Below are 23996 nucleotides of genomic sequence, written 5' to 3'. Positions count from 1 at the left end.
ACCTCCTCGCGCGCCCCGCGATCTCGCCGGGGTAATGCAGATCACTGTAGTGCGGTACGCAACTGCTCGATCGTGGCCCCTGCGACGTCGATCTGCCGCTGCACCTGTCCCGACGCGGTACCGCCGAGCGCATTCCGCGACTCGATGGAGCCGGCCACGGTGAGAACCTCGCGCACCTGCGGGGTCAGCGCCGGGTGGATCGCGGCGAACTGCGCATCGGTCAGTTCGTCCAGGCCGACCCCGGCGGTTTCGGCTTCCCGGACGCAAGCACCGGCGACCTCGTGCGCAACCCGGAAGGGAATCCCTTGGCGCACAAGCCATTCGGCGATATCGGTGGCCAGGGTGTAGCCGGCCGGAGCCAGTTCTGCCATCCGCTCGGGGTGGAACGTCAACGTGGCGATCATGCCGGTCATCGCCGGCAGCACCAGTTCCAGCTGAGCCACCGAGTCGAAGACCGGCTCCTTGTCTTCCTGCAGGTCCCGGTTGTAGGCCAGCGGCTGCGCCTTGAGGGTGGCCAGCAGACCCGACAGATTACCGATGAGCCGTCCGGCCTTGCCGCGCGCCAGTTCGGCCACATCGGGATTCTTCTTCTGCGGCATGATCGAGCTGCCCGTCGACCACGCATCGGCCAGGGTGACGTACCCGAATTCCGGGGTGCTCCACAGGATGACGTCCTCACCCAAGCGGGACATATCCACCCCGATCATCGCCAGCACGAAGGCGGCCTCGGCGGCGAAGTCCCGCGAGCTGGTCGCATCGATCGAGTTGTCGGCGGCGCTATGGAAGCCCAGATCCGCGGCGATCGCGGCCGGATCCAGCCCCAGTGACGATCCGGCGAGGGCACCGGAACCGTACGGGGAGACCGCCAGGCGGCGGTCGGCGTCGACGATGCGGGCCACATCGCGCAACAGCGGCTGAGCGTGCGCCATCAACGTGTGCCCGAGCAGTACCGGCTGGGCGGCCTGCAGATGGGTCTTACCCGGCATCACCACACCGGGGTTGGCCGCGGCCTGCCCGACCAGCGCCGCGGCCAGATCGAGCACATCGGCGCCGACCCGGCGCAAGGCGGCGCGAAGCCACATCCGGAACAGGGTCGCCACCTGATCGTTGCGGGAGCGGCCCGCCCGCAGCCGTCCACCCAGTTCCGGGCCGACCCGCTCGATCAGGCCACGCTCGAGGGCTCCGTGCACGTCCTCGTCGCTGGGCGCGGCCACGAAGGTGCCCGCCACCACGTCGTCGAGCAGCCGGTCCAAGCCGTTGAGCATGTCCAGGAGTTCAGCGTCGGTCAGCAGGCCGGCCCGGTTCAGCACGCGCGCATGCGCCTGCGAGGCGGCGATGTCGAACGGTGCCAGTGCCCAGTCGAAATGCGTGGACTTGCTCAGTGCGGCCATGGCTTCTGCCGGACCGTCGGCGAACCGGCCACCCCACAGGGCCCCGGTGTTGGTGGCGCCGGGGTGATCCTGGCCGGTCGGTTCTGGGCTCGTCGGGTCAGCCATCGTTCTGGTTCGCTCCTGTATCGGGGGGTGTGGGATCTTGCGGTGGTCGGCAGCCGGTCCTGCAGGGCCGGATCGATCGGCGGGTCACCTCAGACCAGTCCTTCGATCTCATCGGCCAGCTGCGCGCCGGTCATCGGATCGCGGGCCAGCACGAAGACCGTGTCGTCGCCGGCGATGGTGCCGACCACATCGGCCAGACTGGCCCGGTCCAGGGCGCTGGCCAGGTACTGGGCGGCCCCCGGCGGAGTGCGCAGCACGGCGATGTTTCCCGAGGCGTCTGTCGAGACCAGCAGATCGCTGAGCAGCCGGGACAGCCGATCGGTGCCGCCGGTGATACCGCGCAGCAGATGACCGTCCTCGGGTACGACGTAGAAGCCGGCGCCGCCATCGGCCCCGCGGAGTTTCACCGCGCCCAGCTCGTCCAGGTCTCGCGACAGGGTCGCCTGGGTGGCTTCGATCCCCTCGGCGGCCAGCAGCTGCCGCAGCTCCAGCTGGCTGCGTACCTGCCGGGCGGTGAGGATCTCGATGATCCGTGCCAGCCGTCCCGCACGGGTGGCCGCCAGACGGGTGCCGTCGGCGCCGGCGAACTCCTCGTCTTCGGGGTCGGAGCGGCTCATCGCAGCGGTCACTCCTGCTCGAGAAGCCAGGCCAGCAGAGCCTTCTGCGCGTGCAAGCGGTTCTCGGCCTCGTCGAAGACGACGCTGGCCGGGCCGTCGATCACCTCATCGGTGATCTCCTCTCCGCGGTGGGCGGGCAGGCAGTGCAGCACGATCGCCTCCGGGTCGGCGTGGGCCAGCAGTTCGGCGTTGATCTGGTACGGACGGAACGGGCCGACTCGGTCGAGGCCGTCGTCCTCCTGCCCCATCGACACCCAGGTGTCGGTCACCAGCACATCGGCGCCGGCGACCGCGGTGACCGGGTCGTCGATCACCTCGAGGCTGCCGCCGGTCTGAGCGGCCCGCACGCGCACCGCGTCCAGGACCTGCGGGTCCGGATCGAATCCGGCCGGACCGCTCAAGCGCACATGCATGCCCGCGGTGACCCCGCCCAGGGCCAGGGAGTGCGCCATGTTGTTGGCGGTATCGCCCAGGTAGGTCATCGTCAGTCCGGCCGGCGGGCCCTTGTGCTCGGTGATGGTCAGCAGATCGGCGAGCACCTGGCACGGGTGGAAGCTGTCGGAGAGGGCGTTGACCACCGGGACGGTGGCGAACTCGGCCAGTTCCTCGAGCCGCTCCTGGCCGAAGGTGCGCCAGACGACGGCGTCGACGAACCGCGACAGCACCCGGCCGGTGTCGGCTAGCGACTCGTCGCGGCCCATCTGGGTCGTGTTGCCGTCGACCACCACCGCGTGACCGCCGAGCTGGGCGATACCGACTTCGAAGGAGAAGCGTGTGCGGGTGGAGTTCTTGTCGAAGATGACCCCGATCGCCCGCGGTCCGGCGAGCGGCTTCCAGCCGACCGGATCGGCTTTGCAGCGGGCTGCCAGCGCCAGGACCTCGGCCTGTTCGGCCGGGCTCAGATCGTCGTCGCGCAGAAAATGCCGGGTCATCACGGTGCGTCCTTCCCTGCCGCAGCGGCAGCGGTCGCGGCGGTCGCCTCGTCGAGGATCAGCGGCAGGGCCGCCACGAACCGGTCGGCTTGTGCCGCACTCAGGATCAGCGGTGGTGCCAGCCGCAGCACCTGCGGATCCGGAGCGTTGATCAGGAAACCGTGCCGCCGGGCGGCCGCCTCGGCTTCTTTGGAGATCGGCGAGTTCAAGACGATGCCCAAGAGCAGTCCGTCACCGCGCACCCCAGCGATCTGCTCGTGTTCCAGGTCTTCGATGGCCGCCGCCAGCGTCTTGCCCAGCGTGTCGACGTGGTCGAGCAGTGCGTGCTGGTCGATGTAGTCCAGGACTGCCAGCGCGGCTGCCGCCGCGGCGGGGTTCCCGCCGAAGGTGGTGCCGTGCTGACCGGGCCCGAACAGTTCGGCGGCCGGACCGGTCGCGATCACCGCACCGATCGGCAGTCCCCCGCCCAGTCCCTTGGCCAGGGTCATCACATCGGGCACGACCCCGGCGCGCTGGTGGGCGAACATCGCCCCGGTGCGGCCGATACCGGTCTGCACCTCATCGAGGATCAGCAGTGCGCCGTGTTCGGCGGTGATGCGGCGGGCCGCGGCCAGATAGTCGGGTCCGGGAACCACGACGCCGGTCTCCCCCTGGATCGGCTCCAGGATCACCGCGGCGGTCTGCGGGCCGACGGCCGCCTCCAGCGCGGCGATGTCGCCGAAGGGAACGAAGTCCACCCCGGACGGCATCGGCTCGAATGGCGCACGCTTGGCCGGCTGACCGGTCATGGCCAGCGCACCCATCGTGCGTCCGTGGAAGCCCCCTTCGGCGGCGATGATCTGCGGACGGCCGGTCAGCCGCGCCAGTTTGAAGGCGGCCTCGTTGGCTTCGGTGCCCGAGTTGCAGAAGAACACCCTGCCCGGTGCGCCGAAGGCGCCGAGGAGCCGTTCGGCCAGCTGCACCACGACCGGCGAGATGTACAGGTTCGAGACGTGCCCGAGGGTGGACAGCTGGTGTGCCACCGCCTCCACCAACTCGGGATTGGCGTGCCCGAGCGCATTGACGGCGATCCCGCCGAGCAGATCGAGGTATTCCTTGCCGTCGGCGTCGTAGACCACCGCGCCCTCACCGCGCACCAGCGCGACCGGCGGGGTGCCGTAATTGTTCATCAGCGTCGCGGACCAGCGCTGCTGCAGCGGAGCGGTCACCGGCTTCCTCCGTTCGGTACCTCGGCCAGCACGGTGGTGCCGATCGCCGATTCGGTCAGCAGTGCCGCCAGCACCGAGTGTGCACGGCGCCCGTCGATCACGTGAGCGGCCCCGACACCGGATTCGACCGCCTGCAGGCACGCCTCCATCTTCGGAATCATCCCCGAGTCAAGGCGTGGCAGCAGTTCGCGCACGGCGCCGGCATCGATCAGGTCCACCAGTGATCCCCGGTCGGGCCAGTCGGTGTAGAGCCCTTCGACGTCGGTGAGCATCACCAGATGCTCGGCGCCCAAGGCGGCCGCGACCGCCCCGGCCGCGGTGTCGGCGTTGATGTTGTGCACCACACCGTCGTTGTCGGGGGCGATCGTCGAGATCACCGGGATGCGGCCGGCGGCGATCAGATCGTCGACCGCGGAGGTGTTGACCGCGGCGATATCGCCGACCAGACCGATGTCGACCGCTTCACCGTCGACCATCACCGTGCGCCGGCGAGCGGTGAGCAGACTGGCGTCTTCGCCGGTCAGACCGACCGCATACGGCCCATAGGCATTGATCAGACCCACCAGTTCCCGGCCGACCTGACCGAAGAGGACCATGCGGGCCACATCCATCACTTCGGGGGTGGTGACGCGGAAGCCGCCGCGGAACTCCCCTTCCAGGCCGAGCCGGGTGAGCATCGCCGAGATCTGCGGACCGCCGCCGTGCACCACGACCGGGTGGATGCCGCAGGCGCGCAGCAGCACCATATCGGCGGCGAAGGCGGACTTGAGGTCGTCGTCGACCATGGCGTTGCCGCCGTACTTGACCACCACCCGGCGCCCGTGCAGGGCCTGGAGGGCGGGCAGGGACTCGGCGAGGATCGCCGCCTTCTGCAGCGAGGTGATCTGTTCGGATGTCTGACTCATGTGGTGTAAGCCGAGTTCTCTTCGACGTAGGCGTGGGACAGGTCGGTGGTGCGCACCGTGGCCTGCGCATCGCCCAGACCCAGATCGGCGACCACCTCGATGGTCTTTCCGGACAGGTCCACCTCGCGGGCACCGGGTACGCCGGTGCCGTTCTCACAGACCACCGAGCCGTTGAAGCTCACCGTTATCGTGTCTGGGTCGATGGTCACCGGTGCGATCCCGATAGCGGCCAGCACTCGGCCCCAGTTGGGGTCCGAACCGAACAGCGCCGTCTTGACCAGCGAGTCCCGCGCGATGGACCGGGCCACCGCGAGGGCATCGTCGTCGGTGCGTGCCCCGGTGACGGTGATGGCGCAGCGTTTGGTGACGCCTTCGGCATCGGCCTGCAGTTGCGAGCACAGGTCGTCGCACACCGCGAAGACGGCGGCGTCGAGTTCAGCCTGGGTCACCTCGAGCTGGCTGGCGCCCGAGGAGAGCACCAGCACCGTGTCGTTGGTGGAGGTCGATCCATCGATGTCGAGGCGGTCGAAGGTCATCGCGCTGGCCCGGCGCAGCGCCAAATCGAGCATGTCTGCCGAGACCCGGGCATCGGTGGTGAGCACCACGAGCATGGTGGCCAGGGACGGCGCCATCATGCCGGCACCCTTGGCCATCCCGCCGACGTTCCAGCCGCCCGGATGGTGCAGGGCGACCTGTTTGGGCACGGTGTCGGTGGTCATGATCGCCCAGGCCGCGTCGGTCCCGCCTTCCAGACCCCCGCCCATCTCGTGCACGATCTCGGTGGCGCCGGCGAGCATCTTGTCCATCGGCAGACGTTCGCCGATGATGCCCGTCGAGCACACGGCGACCTCTCCGGCTCCGGTCTGCGTCCCCCAGTTCGACAGGGTCTGCGCGACGGCTTCGGCGGTGGCATGGGTGTCCTGGAATCCTCCCGGCCCGGTGCAGGCGTTGGCCCCGCCGGAGTTCAGGATCACCGCACGCAGCTGCTTGCTCTTGAGGACCTCCTGAGTCCAGAGCACCGGAGCGGCCTTCACCTGATTGCGGGTGAAGACACCGGCGGCGGCCAGATCGGGCCCCTCGTTGAAGACCAGCGCAAGATCGGGCTTACCGGACGGTTTGAGACCGATGGTGATGCCGGCGGCCCGGAAGCCCAGCGGCGCTGTCACGCCCTGGCGGCGCATCATGCGCGAGCCGTACAACTGCTCCAGATGTTCCTCGACGGTCGCGGCAGGCCGGCCGTCGTTGGTGTCGGCGTCGCTGGTCACGGGGCCACTCCCACGGTGGTCAGTCCTTCGATCTCGCCCCAGCCCAATGCCAGGTTCATCGACTGCACGGCCGCACCGCCGGTGCCCTTGGTGAGGTTGTCCACGGCACCGATGGCGGTCAGGAGGCCGGCGCGCTCGTCGACGGCCAGTCCGACCTGGATGGCATTACTGCCGACCACCGCGCCGGTCTCGGGGAATTGGCCGTCGGGCAGCAGGTGCAGGAACGGCTCATCGGCGTAGGCCTGTGCATAGGCTTCCCGGATGGTCTCCAGCGGCGCGCTGGTCGGCGCGGTGACGGTGGCCAGGATGCCGCGAGCCATCGGCACCAGGATCGGCGTGAACGCCACCTCTACCGGCTGCCCGGCGAGCGCCGAGAGCGCTTGGATGATCTCCGGGGTGTGCCGGTGCACACCCCCGACGCCGTAGGCGCGGGCCGAGCCCAGCACCTCGGCGGCCAGCAGGTTCGCCTTGGGGGCGCGGCCGGCACCCGAGGCACCCGACAGGGCCACCACCTGCACCCGCGGTTCCACCAATCCGGCGGCGATCGCCGGTGCGATCGACAGGATCGACACCGTCGGATAGCAGCCCGGCACCGCGATGCGGCTGGCCCCGGCGAGCTCGGCCCGGTTCTTCAGCAGCTCAGGCATTCCGTAGGGCCAGGTGCCCGCGTGTTCCCCGCCGTAGTAGCGGTCCCACTCGTGTCCGTCCTGCAGCCGGAAGTCGGCACCGCAGTCGATGATCAGGGTCGACGGCGGCAACGCATTGGCGATCTGGGCGGACTGCCCGTGCGGCAGACCCAGAAACACGACGTCGTGCCCGGCCAGGGTCTCCGGGGTGGTCTCGGCCAGCACCCGATCGGCCAGCGGCAACAGATTCTTGTGATGCTCACCCAACCGCGTTCCGGCATTACCGCCCGCCGTCAGCGCACCGATCTCGAGTTCACCACTGGCCAGGCGCGGGTGGCCGCAGAGGAGACGAAGAATCTCGCCGCCCGCATAGCCACTGGCACCGGCCACCGCAATCCGCACAGTCATGCAATCATTATGCACCAGACTGCAAATTAATTCAGGACGGGGGTCGGTGGTGCCGCCGCGATGTCAGCGGGGTGCCTGCAGGGTCAGTACGGCGATCTCCGGGGCGGCCCCGACCCGGACCGGCGGGCCCCAGGAACCGGCGCCCCGCGAGACGAATACCGGCACATCGCCGACTTCGCCGAAGCCCGAAACCACCGGCTGCTGCAATGCCACCGCATAACCGAACGGCCACAGCTGGCCGCCATGGGTGTGTCCGGACAGCTGCAGTCCGACCCCGCGACCCTGCACCGCATCGGCCTGGCGCGGTTGGTGCGCCACGTAGATCAGCGCCCGGTCGCCGTCGCGGCCGTCCAGCGCCGCGGCCGGATCGGTTCCGGCCGTCACCGGCGCGGTGTAGTCGTGCACACCGGCCAGGTCGATGGTCGCACCGTCTCGATGCAGTTCGACACGCTCGTTGCGCAGCGGCCGAACGCCGAGCCGTTCCCAGAAGTCCAGCCACGATTCACCGTCTTCGACCAGGTACTCGTGGTTACCGCTGACCCCGTACACACCCATCGGTGCCCGCAACCGTCGTAGCGGCGCGAGATCGGCGCTGATCTGCGCGATGGTGCCGTCGGCCAGATCCCCGCCCAGGATCACCACGTCAGGTCGTGCCCCGTTCACCAGGTCGACCACCCGCCGGGTGTACCCGGCGCCGCGGGCCGGGCCGACATGCAGGTCGGTCACCACCGCGATACGCAGCCCGTCGAACTGCTGCGGCAGCCGCGGAACGACGACGGCGGATTCGCTGACCTGTGGTCGCCCGGCCGCCACCAGTCCGGAGCCGACCAGGATCGCCGTCACCACCACCAGCGCAGCGGTGGCGATCTGCAGCCAGCGCTGCGGCCGGGCCAGGCGCGGGCGACCGGTCATGCGCGCCACCAGCCGGATCAGCAGGGACACCAGTGCGATCAGCCCGGCCCCGAGAATCAGATAGAACACCACCGCCCACCAGGTGAATCCGATGAAACCGAGCGGACGCGCCCACGCCGGGTCCAGCATCCCCGAGGCGGTGAGAAAGGCCCCCACCCCGGCGAGCGCGCCGAGCACCAGGACGGTGTCGGCGGCCATCGCCCAGCGGCCGCGGAGCCCCGGAGCCACCACGAGGCGACGATGGAGCCAGTAGGTGATCAGCACCACCAGCGCGGCCGCGACCGTTGCGGCGATCAGATACATCAACCGGCTCCGACCTCCCCGGTACTGTGGAACGCAGGCAGCATTTCCGACAATGGGAATATAGACGACGTGCCTTCCCGGCAATACTCGCCGTTCCCGCACTGATGAGGAGCTCTCCGATGCCCAGCGAGAAACTGTTGAAGACTTCCCAGACCATGAGCCTGGACGGCGTGGCCACCCTGCTGGAGACCCTCGCCGGCCGCATCCGGGAGGGCCGGGTGGATCTGTCGGTGGGCACCGAGAACGTCTCGCTGGACCTGCCGGCCAACGTCAAGGTCGACGTCGAGGTGACTCGCGAACCCAAGCGTCGCCGCGGTCCCAAGCTCGAGCTGGAGATCGAGATCGAGTGGCGCGAAGGCGATACCGCCGGACCGGGGCAGCTTCGCATCGGCTGATCCGCACAGCCGGTGCCGTAGCCCGGCAGGACCGGAGCCCGGCACCGCAGGCCGGCACCGTAGCCCGGTTCAGTGCAGACCGGTTCAGTGCAGCCCGGTTCAGCGCAGCCCGGTTCAGCGCAGCCCGGTTCAGCGCAGGCGAGCCCCCACGACGCTGCCGGCGTGTTCGACCGCCGTCAGCTTCGCCGCGCTCGCCTCGTCTTCGGTCAGTGTGCGATCGGGTGCCCGGAAGGTCAGCGCGAAGGTCAGCGATTTGTTGCCCTCGCCCACCTGTTCACCGGTGAACACGTCGAACAGCGTGATCGATTCGAGCAGTTCGCCGGCGCCCGCGGCCAGTGCGTTCTGTACCTGCTGGGCCGGAACCTCCTCGGACACGACGACGTTCACATCCTGCAGCACCGCCGGGAACGGCGAGATCTGCGGTGACGGCAGCACCGTGCGCAGTGGGATCTGGTCCAGGTCGATCTCCAGCGCGCACAGTCGTGGCGGCAGCTCCGCCCGCTCCAGGACCGCCGGATGCAGTTCGCCGGCATAACCGACGGGGATTCCGCCGACCTCGAGGCGGGCGCAGCGACCCGGATGCCACGGCAGCTGCTGGTCGGCGACCAGCGCCAGCTCTACCCCGGCCGCCGCCGCAACGGTGCGAGCGGCGGCGAAGGCGTCGTAGGCATCGGCGGGCCGGCCGGGACCAGCCGGCCCCGCCGGATCGCGCAGCCCGGTCAGGACCGCCGCGAGGTGCACCGGCTGCGCAGGCAGCGAATCGTCCAGGGCGGCCTGTTCCTCGGCCGTGGGACGACGGCTCACGTCCAGGGCGCCGACCGTCGGGCCCTGCTCACCGCCGAGGACCACCTGACCGATCGCGTACAGTGCCAGATCCCGGTTGCCGCGCGCCAGATTGCGTGCCGTCATCTCCAGCAGCCCCGGCAGCAAGGTGGTGTTCAGCTCAGGCCTGTCGTTCTCCAGCGGGTTGAGGACCTTGACGGTCCGCCGACGCGGATCGTCCGCGTCCAGACCCCAGGTGTCGAACACGCCGGCCGGCATGAACGGGTACGGCAGCACCTCGACGAAGCCGTCGGTGGCCATCGCGACGCCGACCGCGCGGCGGCGCCGCTGACGAGGCGTCAGCCCGGTGCCGCCGGGTGCACTGGGCACCACCGCCGGAATGTCCTCGAGGCCTTCCAGCCGCACCACTTCTTCGACCAGATCGGCTGGCAGCTTCAGGTCCGGGCGCCAGGACGGCGGCGTCACCGCCAGCATGCCGTCCGCGCCGGTGGCCCCGTCGACGGCGCAGCCGACTTCACGCAGCCGCGCTTCGGTGGTACCGGCCGGGTAACGCACACCGGCGATGCGGTCGGGCAGGTCGGCCGCGATGACGATGGGCTCGGCAGGGGGCTGTGCGGCCCGCACATCGGTCAGCTGACCCACCACACGGCCGCCGGCGACCTCGGTGATCAGCTGCGCAGCCCGATCGGAGGCCACCGCGGTGACCTCACGATCCACCAACCGCTCGAACCGCTTGGCCGCCTCCGAACTCAGTTTGTGCCGTTTCCCGGTCCGGAACACGCGCACCTGATCGAAGTTCGCCGACTCCAGCAGCACCCGGGTCGTGGCGGCCGTGACCTCGGTGGCGGCCCCGCCCATCACCCCAGCCAGGGCGATCGGGCCCGAATCGTCGGCGATCACCACATCCTCGGGGTCGAGGGTGCGGACCACCCCGTCGAGCGTCTCCAGCGTCTCGCCCGCGCGGGCCGCGCGCACGACGACCGTGCCGGTCAGCTTGTCGGCGTCGAAAGCGTGCAGCGGCTGGCCGAGTTCGATCATCACGTAGTTGGTGACGTCCACGATCGCCGAGATCGGCCGGATACCGGCGACCATGAGTCGTTTGGCCATCCACCACGGGCTGACCGCGGTCGGGTCGACACTCTCGATCAGCCGCGCGGTGTAGCGCGCTGCGCCGCCGTCGTCGTCCAGCCGCACCGGCCACGACCGGCCCTTCTCAGCGGCCGGCTCCCCGACGGTCTGCGCGGGATCCTCATAGGACAGGGCGAAGGCGCTGGCCAGTTCCCGGCCCAGACCGCGCATGGAGAAGGCGTAGCCGCGATCGGGGGTCACGTTGACGTCGATGGCCACATCGTCCAGACCCAGAACCGGGTAGGCGCTCTCCCCTGGCTCGCCGGTGCCCGGCGCCAGCACGAGGATGCCGGTGTGGTCGGAGCCGATGCCCAGTTCAGACACCGAGCAGATCATGCCCGCCGACATCTTCCCGTAGGTCTTGCGCGCACCGATCTGGAAATCGCCGGGCAGTACGGCCCCGGGCAGCGCCACGACCACCAGGTCACCGACGGAGAAGTTCCGGGCGCCACAGACGATCTCCTGGGGTGCGCCGTCGTCGTTCCCGACGTCGACCAGGCAGAACCGGATCGGCTTTTTGAACTCGGTGAGCTCTTCGATCTCGGTGACGCGGCCGATCACCAGCGGACCGGTGGTCACCGGGAACGGTTCGACGTCCTCGATCTCGAAGCCGACCCGGACGAAGCCGGCATCGATGTCGTCGGTCGATGCCGACCAGCCGGGGGATCCGGCTTGCAGAGCTTCGGTCAGCCAGGACTGGGAGAGGCGCACGGGGAACTTCTTTCACGTGGGTGCGGGGGTGGATTGGTGGCGGATGGGCAGCGGTGTCGACGCGCGGGGCAGGCCGGTTAGAGCGCGGCGCCGAAGGGCAGGGTGAAACGCACGTCGCCCTCCACCATGTCGCGCATATCGGGCAGGTCGTTGCGGAACTGCAGGGTGCGCTCCAGACCCATGCCGAAGGCGAAGCCGGTGTACACCTCCGGGTCGATGCCGTTGGCGCGCAGCACATTCGGGTTGACCATGCCGCAGCCGCCCCATTCCACCCAGCCGGGGCCGCCCTTCTTGGCCGGGAACCAGACGTCGACCTCGGCCGACGGCTCGGTGAACGGGAAGTAGCTGGCCCGCATGCGCGTGGTGGTCTCCGGACCGAACAGCGCCTTGGCGAAGGTCTCCAGGGTGCCGCGCAGGTTCGCCAGGGTCAGTCCCTTGTCGATGGCCAGGCCTTCGATCTGGTGGAAGACGGGTGTGTGGGTGGCGTCGAGTTCGTCGGTGCGGAAGGTACGTCCCGGGCAGGCGACGTAGATCGGCAGCTCTCGGTCGAGCATCGAGCGCACCTGCACCGGCGAGGTGTGCGTACGCAGCACCTGCCGCGAGCCCTCGGGCGCGATGTAGAAGGTGTCCTGCATCGACCGCGCCGGATGGTCGGGCAAGAAGTTGAGGGCGTCGAAGTTGTGGTGTTCGGTCTCGACCTCGGGACCGTCGGCGATCTCCCAGCCCATCGCGATGAACACATCGGCCACCTGCTCGGCGATGACCGTGATCGGATGCCGGGCGCCGGGACGGCGGCGCTGCACCGGCAGCGTCACGTCGATGGTCTCCGACATCAGCACGGCGGCATCGCGCTGCGCGGTCAGCTCGGCGCTGCGCTCCTCCAGTGCGGCGGTGACACGGCCGCGGACCTCATTGACCTGCTTGCCGGCGGTCGAACGGTCCTGTTTGGGCAGCGAGCCCAGCGCGCGGCGGGCCAGTGCGATCGGCGAACGGTCCCCCACATGCGCGATCTTGGCCTCACTCAAGGCCTCCAGGTCTGCGGCCGCGTCGAAGGCTGCGATGGCCGCGGCCACGGCCGCATCCAGTTCCGCGGCGGACGGGAAAGTGATCTCAGCTTCATCGCCAGGCACCGGCGCGACTCCTCGAGGCTTGGGGAATATCGCTTTGAAGGTTAGTCGACCTGCTGTGGGGTGCGGCCCCGGGCCGGTTCCGCACCCGGCTCGAACCGCGCCCACGGGAGACCACTGGCGCCACGATGCTCCGAAAACCCGGGCACGTCACCGCAGGTTGCCTCCCGCCAGCCGGCGGTGCAGGTATATATACAGATCATGACCACGACCGTCTTGCACAACGCCCGCCTGATCGACGGAAACGGAGGAGAGCCCGTCGCCGACGCGGTACTGGTGATCGACGATACGACCATCACCTACGCCGGACCCGCCGCCGGCGCCCCGTCCCCCGGTGACGACGCGGTCCGCGTGGATCTGGGCGGCAACACCATCTGCCCCGGTTTCTTCGACGTGCACGTGCATCTGTCACTGCCGGGCACCAAGGGGTCACCGGTGATGGCCGCGATGGTCCCGCCGTCGTACCGCTACTTCCAGTTGATCGAGCGACTGAAGGTGACCCTGGAAGCAGGCGTCACCACCGTGCGCGATTTGATGGGCGTCGACGTGGGTGTGCGCGATGCGGTCGAACACGGCCTGATCGAAGGCCCGCGACTGCTCGTCGCCGACAAGATGCTCAGCCAGACCGGCGGCCACGCCGACTTCCATATCCCGTCGGGTCTCAGCGGTACCGAACTGGTCGGCGGCGTGTTGGTCGACAGTGTGGACGAGGCCCGCCTCGAGGCCCGCAAACTCGCCCGCGAGGGCGTCGACGTGATCAAGGTCGCCTCATCCGGCGGTGTCACCTCGATCAACGATCAGCCCGACTACCTGGGCGCGCGCGAGGAACTCGTCGAAGCGATCGTCGAAGAGGGCCAGGCCTACGGCGGTCGCCCGGTGGCCGCCCACGCGATCGGCCTGAAGGGCATCACCGCGGCCGTCCGCGGCGGCGTGCGCAGTATCGAGCACGGTTACGCCCTCACCGATGAGCTGCGCCAGGAGATGGTGAAGAACGGTCAGTTCCTGGTGCCGACTCTGCTGGAGACCCTGCACCCGGACACTGCCACCCCGCAGGCCGTGGCCAAGAGCGCGAAGTGGCATGCGATGGCGCAGGAGTCGATCGCCAAGTCCGTCAAGGCAGGCATCAAGATCGCCACCGGAACCGACGCCGGTCTGGTTCCCGACCACGGCACCAACCTGGGCGAGGTGGGTCTGCTGGTCAAGTACGGCGGGATGACCCCGCTGCAGGCGATCTCGGCCGGCACCAAGGTCTCGGCCGAGTTGTGCGGGGTCGACGACAAGCTGGGAACCCTGGAGGCCGGCAAGCTGGCCGACGTCGTCGTGGTCAAGGGCGACCCGAGCGCCGACGCCGATCTGGTCGGCGACAACGACAACATCCTGCTGGTCCTCAAGGAAGGCGCCACCAAGAGCAATCGCGGCGGTTTCACCGTCTGATCGGCCCCTGCTCACCGGCGCCGATCGTCGCCGTCCGATCCCCGCATCGCCGGGATCTCCCGGGCGTCCGCGTGGCGTTCATCCTCATGCCAGACGGCCCGGAGATCCCGGTGATCGCTTTCGGGCGGTAAGTTCAGCGGGCAATCCCCCACACAGCAAGGAGCACACATGCCCGTCGACCCCGGATCGACGATCGCCGGATACCGCGTGGTGGCCGCACTCGGCTCAGGCGCTATGGGCGAGGTCTACCTGGTCGAAAGTCCGCAGCTGATGCGGCGGGAAGCGCTGAAGGTGATCTCTGTCGGCGCGAGCTCGAACCCGGATTTCCAGCAGCGATTCACCAACGAAGCACGGACCGCCGCCGCCCTGGACCACCCGAGCATCATCACCGTCTACGCCCATGGTGTGCACGACGATGCACCTTGGTTCACCATGAGCTACCTGGACGGGCCGGATCTGTCGACGGCGCAGCTGCCGGTGGCCGATATCGTCACTGCCGTGGCGCAGGTGGCCGACGCACTGGACTACGCGCACAGCCGGCAGGTGGTCCACCGCGACATCAAACCGGCGAACATCATCGCCACCCGCGGGGACGACGGTGCACTGCGCCGCGCGGTGGTCCTCGATTTCGGGATCGCACGCCTTGCCGACTCCCCGCAACTGACCGCAGCCGATTCAGTCGTGGGCACCATGGCCTACACCGCGCCGGAGGTGATCTCCGGACAGCAGGCCGGACCGCGTTCGGACCAGTACTCCCTGGCCTGCACCGTCTACACCCTGCTCGCCGGGGTGACACCGTTCCAGGCCGACACCGCCATGGCGATGATGATGGCGCACGTACAGCAGCCGGTGCCGTCCATCGCTGCGCTGCGCCCGGACCTGGCCGCGTTCGCCCCGGTCCTGGCCCGGGCGATGGCCAAGGATCCGGCCGTCCGCTACCCCGACTGCCGCAGTTTCGCCGCCGATCTCCTGCGTGCCCTGCAGCAGACTCCCGGGGCCGCCGCGACCTCGATCACGCCGTTGCCTCCATCGGGCGGCGCCTCCCATCCGTCGCAGCCGTCGTATCCTTCCCAGCCCGGCTATCCGCTCCCTTCCGGCTATCAGACCCACCACGGCTACCCCGGCCAGGCACCGGGCCCGGCCACCGGTTATCCGGCGGCGCAGGCCTACCCGGGCCCGCCCACCGGCTGGACACCGCTGCACGGGGGCACCCCGCAGCCCGCCGCCCCGAAGAAGAACCGCAAGCCGCTGTTGATCGGACTGGCTGCAGCGGCGGCCGCGCTGCTGATCGGTGTTCCCAGCGGGCTGTACGCGGCCGGGGTCTTCGATACGACGCCGGCGACTCCGCTGGCCACCGCCGCCGACCAGGCGCAGCTGTCGGAATACATGGGCACCGTCTGCGCGGTACAGGACGAGAAACTCTACTGCTGGGGCGCCAACCATGACGGCCAGCTCGGCGACGGCGGGACCAGCGACCAGCAGACCCCGCAACACGTCACCGCCCTGTCCAAAGTGACCGCGGTGTCCCTGGGCGGTATGCCGTCTCGCACCAGCAGCGAACCCGCCGATGTGACCGCCTGCGCAGTCGCCGACGGCGATGCCTACTGCTGGGGAGACGGACTGTTCGGTGCGCTCGGCAACGGCAGCAGCCGCACCATCAACACCCCGCAGAAGGTCAACGGGCTCGGCACGGTCACCGCGATCGGTACCGACAAGTGGACGACCTGCGCGGTCTCCGATGGCGACGTCTACTGCTGGGGCTGGAACTCCCGCGGCGAAGCGGGGCAGGAGCGTGTCGCCGATCGGCAGATCGAATCTCCCACCAAGGTCGACGGGATCAGCGACGTCACCTCGGTGTCGGTGTACTCGGGGAACACCTGCGCGATCACCCAGGAGCAGAAACTGTACTGCTGGGGACACAACTACGACGGGCAGTTGGGCACCGGTGACACCGATGCCTCCACGCGCCCGGTCGAGATCGCGGGGCTCAAGAACGTCACCTCTGCCCAGGTGGGCGGCGGCACCATCGACGGCAGCAGCTTCCACCAGGTCTGCGGGGTCGCCGATGCCAAGGTGTACTGCTGGGGCTCGGTGATCGACGCCGAGAACAAGACGAGCTCGCAGAAGGCCCCCAAGGAGGTCACCGGGCTGCCCGACGCAGCTACCGTGTCCACCGATACCAATACGGTCTGCTCCGTCGCCAGCGACGGGCAGGCCTACTGCTGGGGCGACAACAGCTTCGGCCAGACCGGCAGCAACGGAGACGGCTCCTTCGTGACCGAGCCGACCAGGGTCGAGGGCATGAACCGGGTCACCGCACTCGTCACCGGCAGTGGCACCACCTGTGCTCGCAGCGACGGAAAACTCTACTGCTGGGGTGACAACGAGCTGGGCCAGATCGGATCCGGTTCGTCCGGCGACCCGGTGCACACCCCGACGGAAGTCGACTTCGGCTCCTGAGCGACCGGCCGGACACCCGGGCAGCGGCGCTGCGGTGTCCGGTCGGGGGCCGGGCCGGTGCTCAGCCCGGCGACTGCCCCTTGACCTGCCCGGCGTATCTCGGACAGCTGGGGTTGACCCCGTTTCGCGCTGTGCCTTCGCCCGTCTTGAGGCAACAACCCGGCGCAAGTGCGACCGGTATGCGACTACCTCGAGGCCGCGGCGGCGCTGGCGTAGAGGCAGATGGCGCTGGCGGCGGCCAGATTGAGGCTCTCGGCGCGGCCGGCGATCGGGATCGACACCCGATGGTCGGCCCCGGTGATCACCTCGGCCGGCAGGCCGTGTGCCTCGTTGCCGAACAACCAGGCGTGCGGGCGGGACAGGAGAGAGCCGGCCTCGGGCAGCGGGACCTCGCCGTCCATGGTGGTCGCCAGCGTCAGCAGACCGGCCTCACGCAGCCGTGCCAGTCCGGCGTCGACATCACGCTCGACGGCGATAGGAATGTGAAAGACGCTGCCCGCGCTCGCGCGCACGCACTTGCCGTTGTGCGGGTCCACCGAATCACCCAGCATCACAGCGGCTTTCGCGCCGAGCGCGTCGGCGCAGCGGATCAGCGTGCCGGCATTGCCCGGCTCGCGGGGCTCCACCGCCACCACCGTGAAGCCGGGGCCGGCCAGCTCGACGTCGTCGAGCGATCGGGTCAGCAGGGTGGCCTCGGCGAAGACGCCGGGCGCGGTGGTGGTCTCGGAGAGTTTGTCGGCGGCGCGCCCGTTGAGCAGGTGCACCTCCAGTCCCGCGGCCTGCGCGCGGGAGACCAAGTCGGCGAACCGCTCCACGTCGTCTTCGCGCACCAGCAGCCGCACGGCGCGGCCGGTGGTCAGCGCGGCGTCGACCGCGTTCGCCCCTTCGGCGAGGAAGCGCTGCTCGGATCGTCGTACCGCGGCCCGATGCAGCTTTGCCAACGAAACGACCCGCGAGGAACGTTCGGTGAGAACATCCATCACGGGTCGTTTCGAGTACTTCTGTGGTGAACGAGGGCCGATCAGGCGACCGGCGCGTTCACGTCTTCCGGCAGTGCTGCACGAGCAGCGTCGACCAGACCGGAGAAAGCAGCCGGATCGGTGACGGCCAGGTCGGCGAGCACCTTGCGGTCCACCTCGATGCCGGCCAGCTTGAGGCCCTGCATGAAGCGGTTGTAGGTCATGTCGTTGGCGCGGGCCGCAGCATTGATGCGCTGGATCCACAGCTTCCGGAACTCGTTCTTACGCGCCTTGCGATCGCGGTAGGCGTAGGTCATCGAGTGGAGCTGCTGCTCCTTGGCCTTGCGGTACAGCCGGGACCGCTGACCGCGGTAGCCCTTGGAGGCCTCGAGGATGGAGCGGCGCTTCTTCTGGGCGTTGACGGCCCTCTTCACACGTGCCATGAGTATCTATTCCTTAACTAACGATTATCCGGCTCAGGTCACTTGTTCAGCAGGCGCTTGATGCGCGGGGCGTCGGCCTCGCTCACCACAACGGTGCCGGACAGACGACGGGTGACACGTGACGACTTGTGCTCGAGCAGGTGGCGCTTGCCGGCGCGCTCGCGCTTGATCTTGCCGGTGCCGGTCAGCTTGAAACGCTTCGCGGTGCCCTTGTGGGTCTTGGCCTTAGGCATGGGTTTCCTTCATTCGGGCGAAGATCATCACCGGGCCGACCAGGCCGGCTCGGTGATGTCTCCGCGTGACTGGGGTGTGCGGGGTTGGGCGGGCTAAGCGTCCGGAGCGGACTGCTTGGCCTGTGCCCGGGTCTTGGAGCCCTTGTGCGGGGCGACGACCATGGTCATGTTGCGGCCGTCCTGCTTGGCCGAAGTCTCGACATAGCCGTACTCGGCGATGTCGCCCGCCAGGCGCTGCAGCAGCCGGAAGCCCAGTTCGGGCCGGGACTGCTCACGTCCGCGGAACATGATGGTGACCTTCACCTTGGAACCCGCTTCGAGGAACCGGACGACGTGACCCTTCTTGGTCTCGTAATCGTGGTCGTCGATCTTCGGGCGGAGCTTCTGCTCCTTGATGACGGTCATCTGCTGGTTACGGCGGGACTCGCGCTTCTTCTGCGCCGCCTCGTACTTGAACTTGCCGTAGTCCATGATCTTGCACACCGGCGGGCGCGCCTCAGGGGCGACCTCGACCAGGTCCAAGTCGGCTTCGTAAGCCAGGCGAAGCGCATCTTCAACACGCACGATGCCCACCTGCTCACCCCCGGGTCCGACAAGCCGGACCTCAGGGACGCGGATGCGCTCGTTGATGCGGGTCTCAGTGCTGATGTGGCCTCCTCGATCAAAGTGTTCGTCGTGTCGACCGAACAGGAGGGGCCTCGAATGAAAGCCATCATCGCGTGGTGGGCGGGACCCCGGTTATGGGAACCTTGCCTCGCCAGCCGGCGATGATGTGACCTTCTACCGGGAAACTGCCCCGTCCCGGCAGTGCCGGACACGGTGCGTCGCGCGGTGGGACTCGAGATCCTCTTGCTACCCCGACGGAGCCAGGGTGGTCAACCTGTGCCAGTGTAGCAGTCATGAGCGAGCACACCTATTCGGCCGATTCCTCCGACACGTCCGACCCCTTCGGTGGTCCCGACCAGGTTCGTGAGCTGGCCACCATCCCGGCGATCGAGGTGATCTCCCGGGCCGCGGTGATGCTGATGAGCGCTGCGGCCGAAAAGGTCGGACCGGAGGCCGGCGGCGACGAAGAGTACCGCGACCTGCCCGAGGCTCGTGCGCTCATCAACGCACTGGCCGGGCTGGTCACCGCCTCGTTCGGGGATCTGGGTCTGCACCGCAAGCCGATCGCCGACGGCCTCAAAGCTCTGCAGCTGGCCTTCCGCGAGGCCAGCGCCTTCCCCGATGCCCCCGGCGAGGGCCCCGGCGAGAAGCAGACCGGCCCCGTCAAGGACTGATCCCACCGGTTACACCGGCGGGCTACTTCCCCATCGACCGGCGGATCTCCTCGAGCTTGGCCTTGGCGGCCTTCTCCCGTTTGGCGAAGAACTCGTCGAGGTTCTCGTTCCCCGGCATCGCGGCGGCCAGCTCCTCCGCGCCGATCGCGGTGGCAGCCCGCTGCTCGATCTTGTCTCGGACATGGTCGAGGGTGGGGTTACCGGCCTTCGTGTAGCCGGTGACCTCTTCGTACGACGGCGCCTGCACCCCCGGGCTCAGTTCAGCGTCGAAGGCGACCACCTCGGCCTCCAGCGCGTCGGCATCGTCCGGGGTCGAAGGTGCGTCGATATTCATGGGATCCAGCCTAATCGGCGGGCGCGCTCGATCGGCCGGTTCGGTCCGGCCCGGGTCAGGTCGCCGACTCGCGGAGTGTTCGTCCACCGTCAGGGTTCAGCGTGATCGTCAAAGTCGGGGCGGCCGGCCCCGCGTTCACGGAGTTCATACACGTCGCGACCGCGTTCACGAAAGGCAGATAGTCATCGAGGGCCGAACGCGCCCGGCTCGCGCGCATCACCCGACGGACTTTGAACGGCAACACCAACAGAACCGCCCCGTACGAGACCGTCAGTGCGGTCGCCGACCACTTCGATTTGAGTACCTTCACATCGCCGGCCTCCTCCGAGAGCGCCTCCACGACGGCACGCGATGAGCCGTAAGCCTTCGTGAACCAGTGGAGCGCATCATCCTTGTTGCCGAGGAGCAGTCCGACCAGACCCAGGTGGAATTCGACCAGGGCCTGTTCCTGGACCGATGCCGAAAGAGGTAGAGCATCAAAGAAGCGGTCCTTCGACGCCGCGAGCAGGCGCCGGCCCTCATGCTCGCGCTCGCCGACCCGGTAGGCTTCCTGAAGCATCAGGCGCCCGGACCGGAACGGCCCCTCTTTCAGGAGTTTCACATTGCTGTCGATGGTCTGCAGCACCTCCGACTGAGCGTTTTCCAAGGCACAGATCGCGCCCAGGAGGCCCAGCACCTGGGAGGCCCCCGGGGCCAGGATCGTGCCGAATGCCGCTACTTGGCGGCCCAGGCTGGTGAACTGACTGGTCAGGCCGGATTCGTCATTCGCGGTCGTGACCGCCTTCTCGCGGCGACGGTCTGCACCGTCTCGCCGCGTCCACTGCATGGCTTTGACGAGCTGAGCATCCAGTTTCGAGATCGACACGCGAGGGATGTCTTCCGCATCGGGACGATCATCGGCGTCGGCCGTTTGTCCGGTCTCGTTATCGATCCACCATTGCCACCCCTCCGGCGCGGGCGGCCAGTTCGGATTCGGTTGCCACCCAGCAGGTGGAACCCAGCCCTCGGGTACCGGCGGCCAACCGGGTGGAGCATTGAAACGCATGCCCGAAGGCTACCGTGCCTTCTTTGCCGCTTCAGTGAACTCTTCCGGTCAGCTCGCTGACTCGGCGACCGGCAACATCTCCTGAAGAAAGGCCCCCGTGTACGAGCCCGGCGTGGCGGCGACGTCTTCGGGCGTGCCCTGGGTGACGACGGTGCCGCCACTGCTGCCGCCCTCGGGGCCCATGTCGATGATCCAGTCGGCCGTCTTGATCACGTCCAGGTTGTGTTCGATCACGATGACGGTGTTGCCCTTGTCCACCAGTCCATCGATCACGGTGAGCAGCTTGTGGATGTCCTCGAAGTGCAGACCGGTGGTCGGCTCGTCGAGGATGTACACGGTGCGCCCGGTGGACCGTTTCTGTAGTTCGGCCGCCAGTTTGACGCGCTGGGCTTCACCGCCGGACAGCGTCGGGGCGGGCTGGCCGAGGCGGACATAGCCCAGTCCGACGTCGACCAGGGTCTTGAGGTAGCGGTGGATCGAGCTGACCGGTTCGAAGAACTCGGCGGCCTCGTCGATCGGCATGTCCAGCACCTCGGAGATGGTCTTGCCCTTGTACCGCACCTCCAGCGTCTCCCGGTTGTACCGCGCACCGTGGCACACCTCGCACGGCACGTAGACGTCCGGCAGGAAGTTCATCTCGATCTTGATGGTGCCCTCACCCGCGCACGCCTCACAGCGGCCGCCCTTGACGTTGAACGAGAACCGGCCCGGCTGGTAGCCGCGCACCTTGGCTTCGGTCGTCGCGGCGAACAGGGTGCGGATCTTGTCGAAGACACCGGTGTAGGTGGCGGGGTTGGAGCGCGGCGTCCGGCCGATCGGCGACTGGTCCACCTGCACCAGTTTGTCGAGGTGTTCCAGACCGGTGACGCGGGTGTGGTGTCCGGGTACCTGCCGGGCGCCGTTCAGTTTGTTCGCCAGCACCGTCGCCAGAATGTCGTTGACCAGCGTCGACTTCCCGGATCCGGAGACACCGGTGACGGCGGTCAGGACACCCAGCGGGAAGTTGACATCGATGCCGCGCAGATTGTTCTCCGTCGCACCGATCACGCCGACCTGCCGTTTACGGTCGACCGGCCGGCGGACGGTGGGCACCTCCAGCTGTTTACGGCCCGAGAGGTACGCCCCGGTCAACGATTCCTTGTTCTTCAGCAGACCCTTGTAGTCACCGCTGTGCACCACGCGGCCGCCGTGCTCGCCGGCGCGCGGGCCGATGTCGACGATCCAGTCCGCGGCCCGGATGGTGTCCTCATCGTGTTCGACGACGATCAGCGTGTTCCCCAGATCGCGCAGCCGGACCAGGGTGTCGATCAGTCGCCGATTGTCCCGCTGGTGCAGTCCGATCGACGGCTCGTCGAGCACGTACAGCACTCCGGCCAGACCGGCACCGATCTGCGTGGCCAACCGGATGCGCTGGGCCTCGCCGCCGGACAGCGACCCGGCCGCCCGCGCCAGTGACAGGTACTCCAGGCCCACGTCGAGCAGGAAGCGCAGTCGGGCCTGGACCTCCTTGAGGACACGGCCGGCGATGGCCGTCTCACGTTCGCCCAGCAGCAACCCGTCCAGGTATTCGGCGCAGTCGGCCACCGACAACGCCGTGACCTCGGCGATCGAGAAGTCTCCGCGGTCGGGATTGTGCAGGGTGACCGACAGGATCTCCGGGCGCAGCCGGGTGCCCGAACACGCCGGACACGGCACGTCCCGCATGTAGCCCTCGTAGCGCTCCTTCATCTGCTCGGATTCGGTGGCGTCGGCCCGGCGGGTCAGGAACGCCATCACGCCTTCGAATTCGGTGTGGTAGCTGCGGGTGCGCCCGTAGCGATTACGGAACTTCACGTGCACCTGGTGCTCGGAGCCGTCCAGCAGCGCCTTGCGGACGTTACGCGGCAGCTTGTTCCACGGAGTGTCCAGATCGAAGCCCATCTGGTCGCCCAGACCGCCCATCAGCCGCTGAAAGTAGTCGGCGTTGTGGCCCGACGACCACGGGGCGATGGCGCCGTCGGCCAGGGTCATCTCCGGGTCGGGCACCACCAGCGATTCGTCGACCTCCTTGTGTACGCCCAGGCCGTCGCATTCGGGGCAGGCGCCGAACGGGGAGTTGAACGAGAAACTGCGCGGCTCCAGGTCGTCGATGGCGATCGGATGCTGATTGGGGCAGGCCATCTTCTCGGAGAAGCGGCGGGTCCGGTGCTCGTCGTCCTCGGCCCGGTCCACGAAATCCAGAACGACGATGCCGTCAGCCAGCCGCAACGCGGTCTCCACCGAATCGGTCAGCCGCTGCCGCGCGGTCGGCTTCACCACCAGCCGGTCCACGACGACCTCGACGTCGTGCTTCTCCTGCTTCTTCAGTTTCGGCGGCTCGGTCAGCTGATACACCTGACCGTCGATCCGGGCCCGCGAGAAGCCCTGCGTCTGCAGGTCCGCGAACAGGTCCACGAACTCGCCCTTGCGGCTGCGCACCACCGGAGCCAGGACCTGGAACCGGGTGCCCTCGTCCATCTCCAGGACCTGGTCGACGATCTGCTGCGGGGTCTGACGCTCGATCTTCGCTCCGCACTGTGGGCAGTGCGGGGTGCCGGCGCGCGCGTAGAGCAGCCGCAGGTAGTCGTAGACCTCGGTGATGGTGCCGACGGTGGAACGTGGATTGCGGTTGGTCGACTTCTGGTCGATCGACACCGCCGGCGAGAGACCTTCGATGAAGTCCACATCCGGTTTGTCCATCTGACCGAGGAACTGGCGGGCATAGGCCGACAGCGATTCGACGTATCGGCGCTGGCCCTCGGCGAAGATCGTGTCGAAGGCCAGCGACGACTTGCCCGATCCGGACAGCCCGGTGAACACCACCAGGGAATCGCGCGGCAGATCGATGTCGATCCCGCGCAGATTGTGCTCGCGCGCACCCCGGACGATCAGACGATCAACCATTGCGACACTCCCAAGAAACTCATGCAGAACACGGCTGCGGCGAACAGCGTTCACCCACCGATCCAGGGTA

Annotated in this window: 20 protein-coding genes and 1 pseudogene; 4 read left to right on the top strand and 17 right to left on the bottom strand. The window is 68.4% G+C overall.

Features of this window, described 5'->3' with window-relative positions; genetic code table 11:
* Window positions 1–41: 41 nt before the first annotated feature.
* The 8 genes and pseudogenes from argH to GOHSU_RS00800 form a co-directional block, all read right to left on the bottom strand.
* On the bottom strand, window positions 42–1496 hold the full coding sequence (argH, locus tag GOHSU_RS00835; RefSeq protein ID WP_005935306.1) for an argininosuccinate lyase: 1455 nt from the start codon (window positions 1494–1496) through the stop codon (window positions 42–44).
* An 89-nt stretch (window positions 1497–1585) separates the two neighbouring features.
* Complete coding sequence (locus GOHSU_RS00830) at window positions 1586–2113, bottom strand: arginine repressor (RefSeq protein ID WP_005935304.1); 528 nt, start codon at window positions 2111–2113, stop codon at window positions 1586–1588.
* A gap of 8 nt (window positions 2114–2121) precedes the next feature.
* Window positions 2122–3045 carry an ornithine carbamoyltransferase gene (gene argF, locus GOHSU_RS00825; RefSeq protein ID WP_005935302.1) on the bottom strand — a complete coding sequence of 308 codons (924 nt, stop codon included), beginning with the start codon at window positions 3043–3045 and terminating at the stop codon, window positions 2122–2124.
* Window positions 3045–4253: an acetylornithine transaminase gene (locus tag GOHSU_RS00820; RefSeq protein ID WP_005935300.1), complete on the bottom strand. Its 1209-nt coding sequence runs from the start codon at window positions 4251–4253 to the stop codon at window positions 3045–3047. Before GOHSU_RS00820 ends, argF begins: the two co-directional genes overlap by 1 nt.
* A gap of 152 nt (window positions 4254–4405) precedes the next feature.
* A pseudogene (gene argB, locus GOHSU_RS00815) lies at window positions 4406–5038 on the bottom strand (acetylglutamate kinase); the annotation flags it as partial.
* Window positions 5039–5154: 116 nt separating this feature from the next.
* Window positions 5155–6366, bottom strand: a complete 1212-nt coding sequence (gene argJ / locus GOHSU_RS00810) for a bifunctional glutamate N-acetyltransferase/amino-acid acetyltransferase ArgJ (protein WP_051139500.1) — start codon at window positions 6364–6366, stop codon at window positions 5155–5157.
* A gap of 53 nt (window positions 6367–6419) precedes the next feature.
* Window positions 6420–7457 (bottom strand): N-acetyl-gamma-glutamyl-phosphate reductase, encoded by a 1038-nt coding sequence (gene argC, locus GOHSU_RS00805; RefSeq protein WP_024332673.1) that lies wholly within the window; start codon window positions 7455–7457, stop codon window positions 6420–6422.
* A gap of 63 nt (window positions 7458–7520) precedes the next feature.
* Complete coding sequence (locus GOHSU_RS00800) at window positions 7521–8666, bottom strand: metallophosphoesterase (protein WP_024332672.1); 1146 nt, start codon at window positions 8664–8666, stop codon at window positions 7521–7523.
* A gap of 125 nt (window positions 8667–8791) precedes the next feature.
* Between GOHSU_RS00800 and GOHSU_RS00795 the strand changes: the two genes are divergently transcribed.
* Complete coding sequence (locus GOHSU_RS00795; protein ID WP_005935289.1) at window positions 8792–9067, top strand: amphi-Trp domain-containing protein; 276 nt, start codon at window positions 8792–8794, stop codon at window positions 9065–9067.
* Window positions 9068–9196: 129 nt separating this feature from the next.
* Here GOHSU_RS00795 and pheT read toward each other — a convergent pair whose 3' ends face one another.
* Both pheT and pheS read right to left on the bottom strand, forming a co-directional pair.
* The gene (gene pheT, locus GOHSU_RS00790; protein ID WP_005935287.1) at window positions 9197–11689 is read right to left on the bottom strand and encodes a phenylalanine--tRNA ligase subunit beta; all 2493 of its coding nucleotides are present in this window, start codon (window positions 11687–11689) and stop codon (window positions 9197–9199) included.
* Window positions 11690–11766: 77 nt separating this feature from the next.
* Entirely contained in the window at window positions 11767–12819 is a 1053-nt protein-coding gene (gene pheS / locus GOHSU_RS00785; RefSeq protein WP_005935285.1) for a phenylalanine--tRNA ligase subunit alpha, read from the bottom strand.
* 198 nt (window positions 12820–13017) lie between these two features.
* Here pheS and GOHSU_RS00780 point away from each other — a divergent pair, with 198 nt between their 5' ends.
* Window positions 13018–14250 carry a metal-dependent hydrolase family protein gene (locus GOHSU_RS00780; RefSeq protein WP_005935283.1) on the top strand — a complete coding sequence of 411 codons (1233 nt, stop codon included), beginning with the start codon at window positions 13018–13020 and terminating at the stop codon, window positions 14248–14250.
* Window positions 14251–14418: 168 nt separating this feature from the next.
* Entirely contained in the window at window positions 14419–16710 is a 2292-nt protein-coding gene (locus GOHSU_RS00775; protein WP_005935281.1) for a protein kinase domain-containing protein, read from the top strand.
* A gap of 185 nt (window positions 16711–16895) precedes the next feature.
* Here GOHSU_RS00775 and GOHSU_RS00770 read toward each other — a convergent pair whose 3' ends face one another.
* The 4 genes from GOHSU_RS00770 to infC form a co-directional block, all read right to left on the bottom strand.
* Window positions 16896–17690 carry a TrmH family RNA methyltransferase gene (locus GOHSU_RS00770; RefSeq protein ID WP_005935279.1) on the bottom strand — a complete coding sequence of 265 codons (795 nt, stop codon included), beginning with the start codon at window positions 17688–17690 and terminating at the stop codon, window positions 16896–16898.
* A gap of 41 nt (window positions 17691–17731) precedes the next feature.
* The gene (rplT, locus tag GOHSU_RS00765) at window positions 17732–18112 is read right to left on the bottom strand and encodes a 50S ribosomal protein L20 (protein WP_005935276.1); all 381 of its coding nucleotides are present in this window, start codon (window positions 18110–18112) and stop codon (window positions 17732–17734) included.
* Between the two features lie 38 nt (window positions 18113–18150).
* Window positions 18151–18345 carry a 50S ribosomal protein L35 gene (rpmI, locus tag GOHSU_RS00760; RefSeq protein ID WP_005935274.1) on the bottom strand — a complete coding sequence of 65 codons (195 nt, stop codon included), beginning with the start codon at window positions 18343–18345 and terminating at the stop codon, window positions 18151–18153.
* Window positions 18346–18438: 93 nt separating this feature from the next.
* Window positions 18439–19035 carry a translation initiation factor IF-3 gene (gene infC, locus GOHSU_RS00755; RefSeq protein ID WP_081597674.1) on the bottom strand — a complete coding sequence of 199 codons (597 nt, stop codon included), beginning with the start codon at window positions 19033–19035 and terminating at the stop codon, window positions 18439–18441.
* A 209-nt stretch (window positions 19036–19244) separates the two neighbouring features.
* On the opposite strand from infC, the gene GOHSU_RS00750 reads away from it, so the two are divergent.
* Window positions 19245–19625: a DUF1844 domain-containing protein gene (locus GOHSU_RS00750; protein WP_005935270.1), complete on the top strand. Its 381-nt coding sequence runs from the start codon at window positions 19245–19247 to the stop codon at window positions 19623–19625.
* A 22-nt stretch (window positions 19626–19647) separates the two neighbouring features.
* Here GOHSU_RS00750 and GOHSU_RS00745 read toward each other — a convergent pair whose 3' ends face one another.
* From GOHSU_RS00745 to uvrA, 3 genes are read right to left on the bottom strand one after another with little or no spacing between them, the layout of a single operon-like run.
* Window positions 19648–19959, bottom strand: a complete 312-nt coding sequence (locus tag GOHSU_RS00745; protein ID WP_005935268.1) for a hypothetical protein — start codon at window positions 19957–19959, stop codon at window positions 19648–19650.
* 55 nt (window positions 19960–20014) lie between these two features.
* The gene (locus tag GOHSU_RS00740) at window positions 20015–21004 is read right to left on the bottom strand and encodes a hypothetical protein (RefSeq protein WP_005935266.1); all 990 of its coding nucleotides are present in this window, start codon (window positions 21002–21004) and stop codon (window positions 20015–20017) included.
* A 48-nt stretch (window positions 21005–21052) separates the two neighbouring features.
* Window positions 21053–23926, bottom strand: a complete 2874-nt coding sequence (gene uvrA, locus GOHSU_RS00735; RefSeq protein WP_005935264.1) for an excinuclease ABC subunit UvrA — start codon at window positions 23924–23926, stop codon at window positions 21053–21055.
* Window positions 23927–23996: the final 70 nt, after the last annotated feature.

The organism is Gordonia hirsuta DSM 44140 = NBRC 16056, assembly GCF_000333015.1.
Classification (GTDB): domain Bacteria; phylum Actinomycetota; class Actinomycetes; order Mycobacteriales; family Mycobacteriaceae; genus Gordonia; species Gordonia hirsuta.
The sequence above is the reverse complement of the archived record's forward strand: the minus strand, read 5'-3'. Positions and strand labels throughout refer to the sequence as shown.